General features: G+C 68.3%; 8 protein-coding genes. All 8 read right to left on the bottom strand.

The window, feature by feature from the left end; translation table 11 throughout:
* Nucleotides 1-46: 46 nt before the first annotated feature.
* A complete protein-coding gene (locus tag IPF85_RS12335; protein ID WP_343408380.1) occupies nt 47-4,279 on the bottom strand; it encodes a hypothetical protein in 4,233 nt (1,410 codons plus the stop codon).
* 31 nt (nt 4,280-4,310) lie between these two features.
* On the bottom strand, nt 4,311-5,843 hold the full coding sequence (locus IPF85_RS12330; protein WP_343408379.1) for an ATP-binding protein: 1,533 nt from the start codon (nt 5,841-5,843) through the stop codon (nt 4,311-4,313).
* A 174-nt stretch (nt 5,844-6,017) separates the two neighbouring features.
* Nucleotides 6,018-8,510: a CHAT domain-containing protein gene (locus IPF85_RS12325; protein ID WP_343408378.1), complete on the bottom strand. Its 2,493-nt coding sequence runs from the start codon at nt 8,508-8,510 to the stop codon at nt 6,018-6,020.
* 666 nt (nt 8,511-9,176) lie between these two features.
* Entirely contained in the window at nt 9,177-10,256 is a 1,080-nt protein-coding gene (locus IPF85_RS12320) for an O-antigen ligase family protein (RefSeq protein WP_343408377.1), read from the bottom strand.
* Entirely contained in the window at nt 10,256-11,650 is a 1,395-nt protein-coding gene (locus tag IPF85_RS12315; protein WP_343408376.1) for a hypothetical protein, read from the bottom strand. The genes IPF85_RS12320 and IPF85_RS12315 overlap by 1 nt, the downstream gene beginning before the upstream one ends.
* A gap of 15 nt (nt 11,651-11,665) precedes the next feature.
* Complete coding sequence (locus IPF85_RS12310) at nt 11,666-12,496, bottom strand: WecB/TagA/CpsF family glycosyltransferase (RefSeq protein WP_343408375.1); 831 nt, start codon at nt 12,494-12,496, stop codon at nt 11,666-11,668.
* 71 nt (nt 12,497-12,567) lie between these two features.
* Nucleotides 12,568-13,782, bottom strand: coding sequence for a glycosyltransferase family 4 protein (locus IPF85_RS12305; protein WP_343408374.1), 1,215 nt, complete (start codon nt 13,780-13,782; stop codon nt 12,568-12,570).
* A 169-nt stretch (nt 13,783-13,951) separates the two neighbouring features.
* Nucleotides 13,952-14,971: a GNAT family N-acetyltransferase gene (locus IPF85_RS12300; protein ID WP_343408373.1), complete on the bottom strand. Its 1,020-nt coding sequence runs from the start codon at nt 14,969-14,971 to the stop codon at nt 13,952-13,954.
* Nucleotides 14,972-15,083 lie beyond the last annotated feature (112 nt).

Raw genomic sequence — 15,083 nt, 5'->3', positions numbered from 1 at the left:
CACCTGAATCCCACAGAGGTTGATGGAACTTACCAGTGTCTTTTCCTCACCATTCTGCCGCGTACAGGCACAGATCCCACGCCGCTTCGAATCCTGCTGCGGCATTTTGTCCGAAGGCGGCGGCGACATCCTGACGGGCCTGGCGCACGGCGGCCAGCATGGCCTCTGACAGCCGTTCTGCGTCCAGCCCGCCCGCTTTGTGCAGGCGGATGAGCGCGGCGGTCAGGCCGGCCAGCGCCGCGGGGGCGACTTCCGCCGGCAGCGGCGGGATGGTCACGATGCAGGACACGCCCTTGAGGAACAGCACCGCGGCCAGCTCGCGCAGCAGCGCCGCTTCTTCGTAATCGGCCTCGCTGCGCGCATCGGTCTGCCCCAGGGCCGGCGCTTGCAGGATGACCAAGCGCAGGCGCTCGAAGCGTGCGGGCAGGTCCTCCACCGCCAGCGTGCGGCCGCGCTCCGCCTGGTAGAAGCTGCTCTGCGCCATCAGCTGCTGCGCGGCGCTCAGCTTCAGGCGCACGCCGGCCGTCGCCCGCATCGGCGCAGCCTGCAAGTGCAGCACGGTCGGCGCAGGCTCCGGCGGCCGCTCGATTCCTTCCCCCAGGCCGCCGACCATCAGCGCAATCCCGGCCTTCTGGCTGGCCTCCCAGGCCCGCTGCGCCATCTCCTGCTGCTCGAAGCCGTCGGCCAGGCTTGCCACGACGACGGGCAGCGGCTGCTCATCCTGCGGGGCCGGCTGAGCGCCGGGCAGCACGCGGCGCAGACGCAGCGGCGCTTCCCGCGGCTGCTTGACATCCTTCAGCGCGGCGACTACCAGACCCTCCCAACCGAACTGCGCCAGGCCCGCTTCCACGTCCACAGTCATGTCGCAGGCGCGGCGCTGCAGCAGGGCCTGATCTTCGTGTAGTCTCTGCTGGATTTCGGTCGGCAGCAGCGGTTCGGCGCCGCCGCCATACGCGGTGAACGCGGCCGCCGGGCTGGCTGCCTGCGCCAACTGCGTGCGTTGAGCCATGATGAACGGCCAGCGCCAGACCCAGCGCCAGGTCAGGCGGGAGTAGGTCATCTCCACGGGCGGCAGACTGCGCCAGGTCGGCGCCGACGCAGCGTCGGTCGGCCCGGTCAGGCGCAGGGTCAACTGCGGCCGGCTGCGGACGCGGAACTGACGGCGCAGGAGAGCCGGGATTTGCGCTGCGAGTCCGATGACGAACAGCGTGGCGAGGGTCAGGCCGATGCGCGCCGGCGTACCGATTTCCTGGTCGGACGGCATGCCGAGGGTCCGGGCGGCCCAGGTGAGGCCCTGGTTGAACAGCCAGTAAATCCCGCCCCCGACTGCGACGACAATGGCCAGGCCCAGGACAATGACCAGGTTGTTGGCGCTGAAGATTTTGCCGAGCCAGGCGCGCAGGCGAGAGGGCGCCGGCTTGTCCACCTCTTTGCCCGGCAGCGACCGCAGCGCTTCCAGTTCCGGCGGCAGCCTGACGGTCTTGTCGTCAGCGGTGACGCCGAACGATCTGGCCGCCCATTCCAGGATGTCGCTCAGGCCCGACGGCCGCTCCTGCAGGGCCAGCAGCGCCGCCTGCGCCGCGATGGCGCGCACCAGCCAGGGCTGCCAGCCCAGCGGCCAACGCGGCGCCTTGTTCATCAGGCCGCCCACGCGCACGATGTCGCCGTCCTGGGCAGCCACGGTCAGGTCGTCCCAGTTGAGGAGTGACAGGTTGACGAACGGCAGCCGCGGGAAAAGCGCCTTTGCCCCCTGCAGGGCCTGCTCCAGCGTTTTCTGCTGCCCGGCGCAGGCCGCGGCCAGGGCCAGGGTGATCTGCACCCGGAAGCCGAGCGCCGCATCGCCGGCCTGTTCAGCCCAGGCGGCCGCCTGCTGCAGGATGCCGATGGCGCGCTCCGGCAGCCGCAGCGCCAGCAGCTCGCCCTCGTCCCAGGCAACCTGGGCGGCGCGGCGAATGCCCACGCGACCGGCCAGGTCGGCGGGCGCACCGGCTGCGGCGGGCGTCAGGGCCAGGCTGCGCAGGTGCAGGATGAGCGCCTGCACCGGTTCGTGCGGATGGGCCTTTTGCCAGGCAGCCGCAGCGCGCCAGGGCGCCGAATCGCCGCGCCGCGGGGCAGGCGACGGCCACTGCTGATCGAGGTAGATGCGTTCCTGCTCGTCGAACAGCCGCGAGGCCTCGTCGAAGGTGGGGTTGGCGAGCGTGTCGGGGCCGGGCGTCCAGGCCGGCAGCAGGGCCAGCGCGGCCTGCAGATCGTCTGCGCTGCGCACGGGCCGGCTGCGCCACCAGGCATGGGCCGCGTCAGCCAGGATGGCGACGGGCTGAGCACCGGGCGCGGCCAGGCCCGCAGTCGCCAGGAGCTGCGGCTGAATTTCCGGGTAAACGGTCTGCGACACCAGCCCTGATCCGATGTCCGCGCCGAGACCCACATCACGCAGGCGGAACTGGCGCACGATGGCGAGCCGCGCCGCCAGGATGGCCCGCTGCCCGGCCAGGTTGACCGCGCTTTCCGCGGTGGTTTGCGCCTGGCGCAGGGCTTCGATGGCCTCGTCCACCGCGCCAGTCTCGGCGCGCGCCACGGCCAGCGCGGCGAAGAGCGGAGGCGTCGCGTCATGAATGGCCGCGGCGCGTGCGGCGTTGGCGGCGACGGGCAGGGCCAGGGCCGCGTAGGCGTCTGGATTGGCCGCGGCGCTGGCCGCGTGCAGTTCCAGCAGCTTTGCGCCCAGGCGGTCTGCGTCCAGCGTGCCGGGGTTGGGCGGCTGCGCGCCGATCTCGGCCAGCGCGTCGGCGGGCGAGAGCAGGGCCGGATGGGCCAACTGACTGAATTCCAGCCGGACCCGTGCGTTGAGGTCGGCGGGCGGCAGCCAATCGAGCCAGGTGAAATCGGACCCCATGGGAACCGGAAGGCGCGCCAGCTCCAGGGCCTGGCGGGCGGTCGCCAGCGCGGCGGTCAGCTCGCTGCGGCCGGCCAGCTCACGCGCGGTGAGCAGGGCGGCCCAGGTGCGCAGTTCCAGCGGCAGCGCCGGCGACGAGGCGCCGGCCGCGGCCAGCAGGTCGGCCAGGGGCGCCTGGCCCGTTTCGGCGGCGGCCAGGAGTGCGGCGATGGCCTGGGGATCGGTGGGTTGATCGGGCCTGATGAGGCCGGCCAGCCGTTCCAGCCAGGCGGCGCGCGGTTCGGCGGGCAGATCGGCCGGCGCGGTGGCAAGGCAGCCGGCCGCGGCGCGCAGGGTGAGGAGGCGCCGCGGCGCGTCCTCGTCCACAGCCGTTGGCGGCGCGGCGGCTGCGGTCAGGATCGCCAGGGCTTCTTGCCAGCGCTCGTGCAGGTCCCGCGGCCGGCGCAGATGCAGGAGGGCGGCGTTGTAAGTTGCCAGCACCGCGGCGCGCAGCGGGGTGTCGCTGCCGTCCAGGCGACCTTCCGCGGCCAGGCGGCGGCGGTCCCCCTCCCATTCGGCCTGGGCATCGGCCGAGAGCGGCTGTCCGCGCCACCAGCCGCTGGGCCGGAACGCGCCGACCGCGCCGCCGCGGGCCAGGATGCGGTCGCACACTGTTTCCAGCCAGGGCCAATCCCTGGGGTTGGCAAAGCGCTCTTCGATCTGCGCCCACCAGGCCGGCGCAGCGGCCGGGTTGTCGGACAGGAGCAGACGCAGGGCGTTGTCCAGGTGCGTGGTGCTGAGCGCGTCGGTCGGCGCGGCGAGGGTCAGAGCGCGCAGGTACGCGGCGCCGCGGTGGCCGGCCAGGTCGAGCGCTTCTTCGTCGCGGCGCATGAAGTAGGCGCGCAGTTTGGGCAGGAGCAGCCGGTCCACTTCCAGGAACGGGTCCTGGTGGTCCATCCACTCCTGCCGCGCCAGGGCGTCGAAAAGGTCTTGCCAGCGGCTGCGGACTGCGTCCCCTGGGATGGGCTGCGGCACGGCCAGTTCGGTCCCCGGCGGCGGTGCGGCAGCCTGGGAGGCAGCCGGGTCGCCGGCTGCTGCGGCCAGCATGGGGAGGTCGAAGCGGCCCAGGAGCGCGACGGTCGGCATGAGGTCGCGCAGGGCGCGAGGCTGCAGGCGGCCCATGATGCGCAGGTCAATGTACTGATCCGCGTCCGCGCTGCGAATCGTCTGCGCGTCCAGGCCGGGCGCCTCACGCACCCAGGCCGCGATCAGATCGAGGTCGAAGGGGCTGCAGCGCGGCACGTCGGCCGGCGCGCGGCCGGGATCGGTGAAGATCAGGCCCTCCAGGCGGCCGTACTCCGGGCTGCGCTCGATGATGGCGGCGATGCGATCAGCCGGCTCCGCGGGCACGCCGGCGCGGGCGGTGAGAAAAGTGCGCGCTTCATCGTGGGTGAAGCCGCGGATGGCATGGAGGCGCAGGTAGGGCCGCGAGGGGCAGGGGCTGCGCGGTGGGCCATTGCCAGCCCGCGCCGGCCGAGGCCAGTGGCCGCCGGCCGCAGAAGATGACCCGCACCTGCACGCCGGCGCGCTGCGCCAGGGCCTGCATCTGCTCCAGGATGGCAAAGGTGGCGCGCACGTTGAGGGGAACTTCGCCGCCCGCGCTGATGCGCGCCAGCTCCTCGCAGGTGTCGAGGATGAGCACCACCGGCTGCGGCAGGGTGCGCAGCGCCTCGATGAACACGGCCAGCACATCCAGGAACTTGGGATCGTCCGTGGGTAGGGGCAGCGGCGCGCCGAACACAGGCGGCAGCATGCCCTCGTGCAGGGTTTTGACGCGGTCGCGGAAACGCTCGAACGCGCGGCTGCTGGCGCGAGTCTGCCCGTAAAGCGCCAGTTCGGCTGACAGGCGCTCCAGGAGCAGCCCGGGCGCGGCCGTGGGGTATTCGGGCCTGAGGTGATCGAAGTCCACGCGGGCGCAGGCGGCCCGGCCCTTGAAGCGCTCGTCGTCGGTCAAGAGCAGGGTCAGATGGCGCACGAGCATGGTTTTGCCCACGCCGCCCAGGCCGACGTAGTGCAGCGCCCACTCGTCAGGCGGGCTGACCAGCAGATCATCGAAGGCTTGCATTTGCTCGGCGCGCTCCAGGAAGCGCCCCAGGTGGCGGCGGTCGAAGTCGCGGCGGTGGAAAAGCTCCAGTCGAGCGCCGGCGCGCTGCACCGCGGCCAGCATTTCACCGCCGAACAGCTCTGCCAACGGCGCGGCGGCTTCGATCCAGCGCAGGGCTTCATTAGTATCCCCCCCGGTATCTCCCTTGCCTGGAATCAGCAGGGCCTCCAGCTGCCGGTCGAGCGCTGCGGCCGCGTTGCCAAGCTGTTTGGCCGCGTCGCCGGGCTGTTTGGCCAGCGGCGCGGCCGGTTCGGCCCAGCGCCGGGTGGCCGGGGGAACCGTGGCAGGTTCAGGGAAGCGCCGGATGCGTTCGCCGATCAGGCCCGCGGACCTGCGCAGCGCGGCCTGTCCGGCCGAACGATCGGCCAGGGTGCGGGTCAAGATGTCGCTGCGCATGCCGGGCGCGGCCCAATAGGTCACGACTGCGGCAGAGGTCGGCGGCGCCAGGCCCAGGTCAGCCAGCATCTCGGGGTCGTAGCCGCTGAGGTCAGGGGATTTTGGGGGAGGATGGAGATTGGAGTCCGGAGATTGGAGTCCGGAGACCGGGGAACTCTCGTCCCCCACGAACCCGATCTCTGGTCTCTGATCTCTGATCTCTGATCGAGCAGGGGCGTCACTCAGGGCGAGTCCGGTGCGCACGGCGTTCTCGAAGAGGCTTGGCAGCGGCTGTTTGCCGGCCGGGAATTCGCACCAGGCGGCCAGCGGCAGGGTCCAGACCGGCGGCAGGGCCAGCCAGAGCAGCGCTTCGTCGCTGAAATCGCCCAGGCGCCGCGCGCGGATGGTGGCGAGCGGTGTGGATGGGGCGCTCATCGGTCGCCGCCGAATGAATTCGGGGCGAAGGGGCGTGCCGCCGCAAGGTCGCCGCCGAATGAATTCGGGGCGAAGGGGCGTGCCGCCGCAAGGTCGGCCTGCGCCGACCGGCCGAGCGCCCACGAAGATGGACGCCCGGCGGTGCGCCCATCAGGCGCGATTTCAATCGCTCGCCTAGATTCGTCCGAGCAGTAGGTCATCCTGCACCTCTTCCAGGATTTGTGCGGCCTGCGCTTCTTCGATGACTTGCAGGAACGGGTCGTTGTTGAACAGCCGCGAGGGGGCGCCGCCGACGGTCGCGGCCAGGCGCTCGAAGAAGGTCTGCACGTCGGCCGGGCTGGCCTGGTGACTGACGACCAGCGGCAGTTGGTCAGGGTCGGGGTAAAGGCTGCGCCAGAAAAGGAACTGGGTGTAGGCGAGCCGCGCTTCGATGTCGGTGAACGATTTGAGTTCCTGGTGCATGACGTAGACGCGGCCCAGGAAACTACGGATGACGCCATCGGTGGCCTCGTTGGCGACGCCTGCCTTCGAGAAGGTCAGCACGACGGGCAGCGGTTCCGGGTCTTCGGCCAGCGCCAGGCCGCGGTTGGTGATGAGGGTGTTGAGCAGATCGCGCACGATCGGTTCGTCGAAGCGATGCAGATCATCGAGCAGCAGCAGGAGGCGGCGCTGAGCGCTGTTGCCGGCCAGGCGGCTGGCCGCGGCCAGCGCGGCCAGGTCCAGGCGCAGGGCCGCGGCCACCAGGCCCGGCGCGTTGTAGGCCGGCGCGCTGAGCAGGTTGAACTGTTCCTGGATCGAAGGATGCAGGCCCGGCCCGGCCTTGATCGCCGCGCCGAGCAGCGGTTCGAACTGGGCAAACCGGGCCGGGTTGATGGTCGCGATCTGGCCGAAAAGCCGGCCAAATTCAAGACGCGTGTCGCAGAATTCGATCAGCCGCTGCACGCGGTCCGCGGCTGGCTGCGCGATCAGGGCGTCATGCACCTCACGAAAATGATCGAAGATCAGGGTGTCGAGATCATCTTTGGTCAGCGCGGCGAGGATCAGTTGGCGGATCAAGCCGGTCTGGTAGGTGGAGGTGGCGACCGGCAGTTGTTGGCCGCGGTGCAACAGGTTGAGCTTGACCACCTCGCTGTCGGCCGGCAGTTCCAGGCGCGGCAGGCCAAACCAGGCGCGCACTTCGATGATCTTGCCGACCAGTTTGAGCGCCAGGTCGAGCAGCGTCTTGGGCACGTCCGCGCCCGGCGGCAGGGAGAAGACGATGGGCACGTAGTTGTCCTGCAAGGCGTGGCGCGCCAGCTCTTCCAGGAAACGGGTCTTGCCGAAGCGGGGCGCGACCAAGCCCTGGTCCGGTTCGGTGACTTCGACGGCCAGGACGGTGCGCCGATCGGGACGCGCGGCGATGCGTGCGCCGCCGCGCCCCAGGAAGGCCGCGGTGGCGCTGTCCCAAAGCTGGAAGCGGTCGCAGAAGATGCTGTTGGACTGGCGGTACTGCAGGTCGAGATCGGCGAGCTGCCGCGCCAGGCTGGCGTCAGCAAAGACCGGGGTCAGCGACGAGGCGGCGTTGGCGACGAGCAGGGGGCCGGCCCAGGCTTGCGGGCTGATGCCCATCTGCCTGAACGCGCGGCGGCCGTCTGCGCAAGCCACGGCTAACGATTGGCCGCTCAACAGGGCTTCGTATGCGCCACGGGCAAAGAGCCGGGCCGCGTAGTTGCTCAAATCGCCGGCGAGAACGGCCACCAGGGGCACGCCCTCTGCCACCAGGCGCGTGGCGAGCAGAGGCGCCACCTCGGCGCGCGCCGCGCCCAGGTGCAGCGAGAGCAGCGGCAGGCTGGCGCCAGGGCAGGCTTCGCGCAGCGTCCTGACCAGGTCGAGCGCGCTATGCTGCTGAACCGCGGCCCGGTTGAAGCGATCCGGCAGGGAAATCCGAGGCTGGCCCGCGCCGTCCAGCGTGGCCGAGGCGATCAGGTGAATGACACTCGGCTGAAAACTCTGCACCCCGTCCTTGAGCGCGGTCAGGCTGGCCTTGACCAGCACGCGCGAGTTGATGCTCAGGTTGTCCGGCGTGCGCAGGTGACGCAGCAGCGCCAGGAAACCGGCGCCCTCCTGCAAGGCGGCATCGCCGAAATCTCCGCCCAGAACGAACAGGACGCGCACCGGCACCGGCAAGGGCGTCATGACGCCGCCGGCGGGCAAACGCAGCGTGCGCAGCAGGTTGGTGGGTTGTTGGGTGTCCAGGCAGAGGAACTCCTGGCCGTTGTGCAGTAGTTCCCAGGGCAGGCGGTGCAGCTCAGGGGCGGCGGTCGGCAGGGCCAGGTGCAGATCGAGCGCCGCGCCGGCTGCCTGTTGGCGGACGCTTTGCCACACGGCATCGCCGAGCAGCGCGGCAAAAAGGGCGCGGCCCAGGGTTTGTTCGTCGGCTGCGCTGGCTTGGCGAGTCGCGACCCGTTCGACGACGGCCTGCCAGGGCGCGGGGGTGATGGCCTGGACGAGCGCGGCGTGCGCTTCTGTCGCAACGGCTGCCTGGGCTTCGGTCGCAGGCGGCAGGGGAAAGGCCGCCTGCCGCGGCAGCTCGCGCGGCGGCAGGACGATCGCGCCCGGCGCGCCGGTCAGGTCATAGGTCGCCCGCCAGGCCGCGGCCGTGGCGGTCAGCTCAATCTCAAGTCGCACGGAGAGAACCTCGGACTTCTCTGGGAATAGATTGCCTGCTCATGGGAACTAATTGTCACAGGATACACAGCCATACCAGGTTCTCCTTGAAATCACGTTCTGTTCTTGTGAGCGCGTCTGCCCTGGATTGTAGCACAACCAGTCGTACTTGACACCATCCATGAGCGGCAGGTTTTTTTACCGCGGAGGGCGCAGAGGGCGAGGAGGAATCGCACCTGGCGTCGGGCTTTGTGGATGCGATGCCGGCCGGCGGGTGTTGGTGCAGTAGCCCGTGAATTCCTTCTGCCACGAATTGCACGAATTGACACGAATTGAGTCGTCGCACCCAATACTAACCTGCCTCGGCAGGTTTTGGTGTATCAGCCCGTGAATTCATTCATGGGGCGATTTCGGCTTGCCCGGCGATGTGTGGGGCAGCCAGCCTGCGCAAGGGGATTTCACGTCCCCCTCGCAGGGCTGCGGCAAGATGACGACCTCAGAGGCGGGCGACGTCGTGACAAGTCAACGCTGCGATGTCCATTGGCCCCTGCGAGGGTTGTTGGCCGGACAATCGCCCAACCTTGCGCAGGCCCGCCGGGTAAGGGGCGCTCGTGGGTGAGGGCGCTGTCGGCTTGCCCGGCGATGCGTGGAGCAGCCAGCCTGCGCAAGGGGAGGATGGCGGCGCGGTTACGCCGGTGGTGTGTCCCACGATCGGGCGGCGGTCAGCGATCCGGCCAGTCCGAGGACGATCCAGGCGATGAAGCCGCCCTGGCTGCCCCAAACGCCGATGTCGAGCAGGCCATCGAGAACCAGGGCCAGCAGGCTGAGCAGGACGGCGCCGGCGGTGAGCCGCACGAGGGGCGCGGGGCGGTGACGCCAGGCGGACGAGGCGAGCGCGGCGGCCGTCGCCAGGAGGGCCAGGTAGGCCGTCAGCCCGGCAATGCCCAGGTCAATGCCGACTTGCAAGAAGAGGTTGTGGGCATGAGGCGCGACGAAGCTGAGATCGCCCATCCAGAAATCGGCGTAGAGCTGCGGGCCGAGCGCGCCGAAACTGCCAGGCCCGATGCCGGTCAGACCGAAGTCTTGCAGCATCGCCAGGCCCTGCGCCCACACCATCTGGCGGTTGAGCCAGTCCGCGGCCAGGGCAGCGCGGGCCAGCCAGAGCAGCAGGCCGGCCGCCGCGGCGCTCAGCACAATCAGCAGCCAGCGCAGCCAGGCGCGTTGAACCTGGTGGAAGGCCGCCGCCAGGGCCATGCCGGCCAACGCCAGCCATGCGGCGCGCGATTGCGTCAGCAGAAGCACGAACAGAGTCAGCAGGCTGACGGCCAGGCTCAACCCGCGCGCCCAGGGGGAGCGGGGGCGCCGGAGGCCGTCCAAGAACAGCACGCAGGGGATGGGAAGAAGCAGCAGCAGGCCGGCCGCGGCGACGTTGGGATGCAGCGTGTCGGTCAGCAAGGTGGGCAGGCGTTGATAGATGGCGTCCAGGGGCAGGAGGAATTTCGCCGCGGGCCAGCGCGTGCCGATCAGGGTCAGGACGAGCAGGCCGGCCAGCGCCGCGGTCAGCGCCCACAGGGTTCGGCGCAGTCTCCCGTCCGTAAACGCCGTGGTGAGGTAGAAATACACGGCTTGAAAGGCAAGCAATCCCAGGGCCAGGCGGCCAACGAAGGCCGTGGCCTGGGCGCGCTCGTCGCTGAGCAGCCAACCGCCGGCGACCGTCAGCAGGAGGAGGAGCAGGGGCCAACGCAAGGGCTGCCGCCAGGGGGACATCAGCCGCCCTCGCCAGCCTCTGTCGTGTCTCCCGTCGTCAAAAGCGGTGCGGGCGCTGTGACTTGCGCCCGCAGGAGCACCAGGGCGAGGGCCAACACTGCGCCGACCACCAGGGCCAGCGCGACGTTGAGCAATGTGTGCGGCTGTGAGTTTTCGGAGGGCGGCAGCGCGGTAGAAGCCAGGCGCACCTCGATGCTGGCTGTTTCACTGGCAATGGCGACCTCCGCGGCGCGGCGGGCCAGAGCGGTGAAGCTCTCCCAGGCTACATCGCGCGTATCGGTCAGCCGGCGCTGCGTGTCGGTCTGAGTTTCCAGTTGGCTCTGCAGCGCGTTGATTCGCGCCTGCATGGCCTGTACTGCCACCAACAGGTCCTGGCCGGCCACTTCGGCGCTCAGCAGGTCGGGCGCGTGCAGCACCTGCGCCTGCAAGGTTTGTACTTCCGCACGCCAGGTGCGCTGCAGGCCGGTCAGGGCGCCGGCCAGGCTCTGCAAACTGGCCACACGCTGCGCACCAGAGGCGGCGTCACGCAGTTGCTCGATGGGAATCTGTAACTGCACCGGGATGCCGGCGCCGGTGGAAAAGGCGCTCACCTGCAGCAGCAAGTCGCTCAGGGCCGTGGCGCTGACCGCGGCGGTCCCATCGGCGACGGCCTGTGTCCCCATCGCCTCGATGTTCGCCAGCAGGAGGTCGAGCCGGTTGAGATTGTCCAGACGGCTTTGCAGGCGCGTCTCCAGCGCCTTGAGCTGCTGGCGCTGCAGGGTATCGAGCACTTCTTTCTTCTGTGCGATCTGGCGCTGCAGCTCATCCACCGGGCTGTCCTGCAGGAAGACGATCAGGATCTGTTCCGCGTCCAGGTAGGTTTGACGCGCGTTCTCGGCCTGCGCCGCGGCCTCCGCCGGCGGTTGCGCCACCTGGCTGTACAACTGATTGATCTGCCGCTCGGCAATCTGCGCCCACAGGTTGGCCAGGTGTGCGGCCTGGGCGGGAGTGTCTCCGCGCACGGTCAGGTCGAGCACGGTGGCGCGGGCGCTCGGCAGCAGACGCTGTTTCAGGTCGGTGATGTTCTCCACGCGGGCAGGCCGATTGTCGCCAGCCTCCTGCCACAGTTGCCCCACCACGTCGTCGCTGAGCACCAGCGCCAGCAGCGTTTCGCGGCGGCCGCGGTCATCGGTGGAGGCGGTGCGCACCAGGTCTTCATCCGACACCGTCTGCAGGCGGGGGTCCAGCGAGAGGCTCGGTTTGAGGCGCGCCATCAGCAGGCTGGCCGTGGCATCCCAGCGCGTGGGGAGGACGAAGAGACTGAGCAGCCCGGCTACCAGGCCGGCGATCAGGGGGCCGATGATGAGCAGGCGCCAGGATTGGCGCAAGAGTCGAACGAGTTCAGGAAAAGGCACTGGCGGTAATCCCTGTCATGACAAACGGTTAGCGTTTTTGCGGCGCTCAGGCAGCGGGTCGAAACGTTTGAGGCCGGTCTTTTGCAGCATCAGATTCCAAAGAAAGAGCGGGTTGAAGAGAAGATAGCGACGCCAGAGGCGGCGCGGCTCTTGAAAGAGGCGCCAACACCATTCCAGGCCGCTGCGTCGCATCCACAGCGGCGCCTGGCGCAGACGACCGGAGAGGATGTTGAAGGCGGCGCCGACGGCTACCAGCACAGGCGCCTCGAGTTGGTCGCGGTGTTCGGACAGCCAACGGTCCTGCTTGGGCGTTCCCAGGGCCACCCAGACCACATCGGGGTGCGCGGCATTGATGCGCGCAATCTCTTCGTGCTCCCGCTCAGGTGTGGGAGGGGTGAACGGCGGCGAATAGGCGCCGACCACGCGCAGCCCCGGATAATCCTGGCTCAAGCGCAGAGCCAGGGCTTCAGGCACCCCGGGCGCGCCGCCGTAGAAGAAATGGCGGTAGCCGGCCGGCGCAGAGCGTTGACAGAAGGCCTGCATCAGGTCAGGCCCGTAGACGCGCCGCACATGGCGATACCCCGCCCAACGCCCCAGCCAGACCAGGGGCATGCCGTCAGGCGTCGCCAGGTCGGCGTAGTTGACCATGTCGCGCAGCCCTGGGTTGTACTGGCATTCCATCACCGTATGCACGGTACAGACGCAGACGTAGGCGCGCTGCCTGGCGGCGATCCAATGTTCCATCAACGCCAGCGCGTTCTCCATGTCAATCATGCTGATGCCGACGCTCAGGACATTCAATCGTTCGATGAGCTGTTCATCAATGAGCCGTTCTGAAGAATCCATACTGCCTATGGTAAACCATAATTCGCAAAACGAAAAACGGGTGAGGCGCGCTGTGTGAGCCGGCCGCAAGCTCAAGCCGTTCGGTGCAAAACGGCCTGCATGGCCTGTTCTGTCTTGGCGGCCAGGGCGTCCCAGGTGAAATGCGCCTGTACTTTGGCGAAACCGGCCTGGCCCATGCGCGCTGCAAGACCCGGCTGCGCCAGCAGAAGGTTGAGATATTCGGCGATGAGCGCCGGGTCCTGCGCCACGACGAAGCCGTCGGCGCCGGGGGTGATGACCTCACGCACCGCGGGCGCCGGGCCGCCAATCACCGGTTTGTGCAAGGCCCAGGCTTCGGTGAAGACGCCGCCGAAGCTCTCCTGACTGGAAGGGACGCAGAGCACGGTGCAGTCGGCCAGCGCGGCCGTTTTTTCTGCCAGGCTGACTGCGCCCATCTCAACCAGGCGCGGGTCGGAGACCTGATGGAAGAGGCGTTCGGAAAACCGCGTACGCGGCCCCACGAAGGCGAACCAGGCCTCCGGGTGCTGCTGCCAGACCAGGGGCGCGGCCGCCAGCAGGGCTTCCAGCCCCTTGTAGCGGTACTTCTGCGCCAGGAAGAGGATCAAGGGGCCTGGCGCGCTCCGCGCTGGGGCATAGCGACCGGCAAAGGCGCCGGCTGGCGGCGGCGGCGTAGCCAGTACCGGCGCGTTGCCGGTGACAAAGATGCGCTGCGGCTGCACGCCCAGCTCGATCAGGGTTTGCTGTTCATGGTCGGTGAGGGCCATCACGGCATCGGCCTGGCGATAGAGATCAAGGTACTGGCGGTAGTTCCAGCCCACCCAGCGCGGGTGGTGATAGGGAACCAGGAGGAAGGGCACATCACGCTGCCGGGCCAGCGCCAGCGAGGCAAAGGCAAGGCTCTCGCGGCCGATGCGCGCATGGTAAACCAGGTCACAGGTGGGCGCCACAGCCGCCAGCTTGGGCAGCAGGCGTCTACTGATGACCGCGATAGCCTGCGTCTTGAGCGCATAGTAGACGCATAGTAGGGGCAGAAGACGCCAGCGCTCGTCTCGACGCCACGTCACCTGCTGAACCGAGACGCCGTCCAGGGTATAGGATCGAGGTTGCAGGGGCGCGGTCAATGTGGTGCCCAGCAGCCAATCGGTGCGATTGCGATCCCAAAATGAGGCGACCGTGACCCGGTGTCGTTGGGCCAGGCGGCGCATCAACTCATGGGTGTGACTCTGTGCGCCGCCGATGGCGGGAGGGTACGAGGTGATGGTGCAGAGAATGTTCCAGGACGTCATGCTCAGCCTGTTTTCGACATAGAACAGATGTTTCCATACAACAGCTTGTGGTCATTGGCAAATCGCACACAACCTGTAGGAACAGTCCTGTTTTCGCTCAAACGTTCTACGCGACGGCTTGTGGCAAGTGCCTGATGACCTACTACCCATTGGGGTGTCGAAAACAGGCTCAGTGCGACTGCGCTTTGCGAACGGTCAGTCGCCACACCTCGGTGTCATGTCCACCCAGGCGGTACTTGTAGATTTCGTTGCCCTGCATAAAATCAAAAACCCGGAAGCCAGTCTCGATGGCGTGTTCGATGCAGCGCGCCAGCAGCACGACGCCCGTGCTGAGTTCCTTGAAGTTGCGCGGATCATAGCCGGAGTTATACAGAAGCCACTGATCCTGCCAGGTGAAGCTGAACAAAGCCGCGGCCGGGCGCTCATCAACGCTCAACAAGGCCAGTCCCAGCCAACCCCGGGCCGCCATGACCTGTGCAATGTCCCGGAAGAAGTCTTTCATCGCTTCGGTCATGAAATCGTCCTTGTCCGCGCTGCTCAGTTGATGCAGGGCGATGAAATCTTCGACGTCGCGGGCCAGGTTGTCCGGCGTACTGAACCACCAGCGCACTGTGGGGACCTGCTCGATCTTGCGCAGCTTGCGGCGCACCTCGTGGCGCTGATGCTTGTCGAGCAGGTTGAGGTACGACTCCCAGTCGGCGGGCAGGCGGATCAAGGGGCAGACATCTTCCTGGCGGGCAACCGCCGACCACTGCGGCGGTAGATGCGCGGGAAAGGCAGCCAGTGTGGGCGAGGCGGCCGGCAGATTGACCAGTTCGAAGAGGTCCCAGGCCGGCGCCGCCGCGCTGACCAGCCAGGCGGCCAGGCTGGCGTAGACGGCCGCGGCATGCACTGGCGTCACGATGATGTCAAGGTAATCGCTCACCTCGATGCCGCCCACCAACAGGAGGCGGCGTTGGCCGTCATCTGTTCTATCCAAAAACAAGGGCGCCAGGCCCAGCAGGCGCCCGGTCTCCTCGTCGTGCCAGTGCAGAAGATAGAGTTCGTCTGTCCCCCAGTGGCGCCACCAGGTGGTTTGCCATTCCCAACTGAGAAAGATGGTGTTGGTCTGGCTCTGCAGCAGCAGCTCGTTCCACGCGTCGCGCAGAGTGTCGAACCCACTGGCATCTCGCTCGATGATTAACTTCAAGCGATCCTCGATTTTCGATGTTCGTTTTTCGATTTTCGGTCTCCCGCTCTCCGCTCTCAGTTCTCCGATCCCTTCGCGCCCTTCGCGCTTCGTGTCTTCGCGCCCTTCGCGC

The sequence above is a fragment of the Candidatus Amarolinea dominans genome (assembly GCF_016704685.1).
GTDB lineage: Bacteria > Chloroflexota > Anaerolineae > SSC4 > Amarolineaceae > Amarolinea > Amarolinea dominans.
Note: the sequence above shows the minus strand (reverse complement) of the source record. Positions and strands in the feature narration are given on the sequence as shown.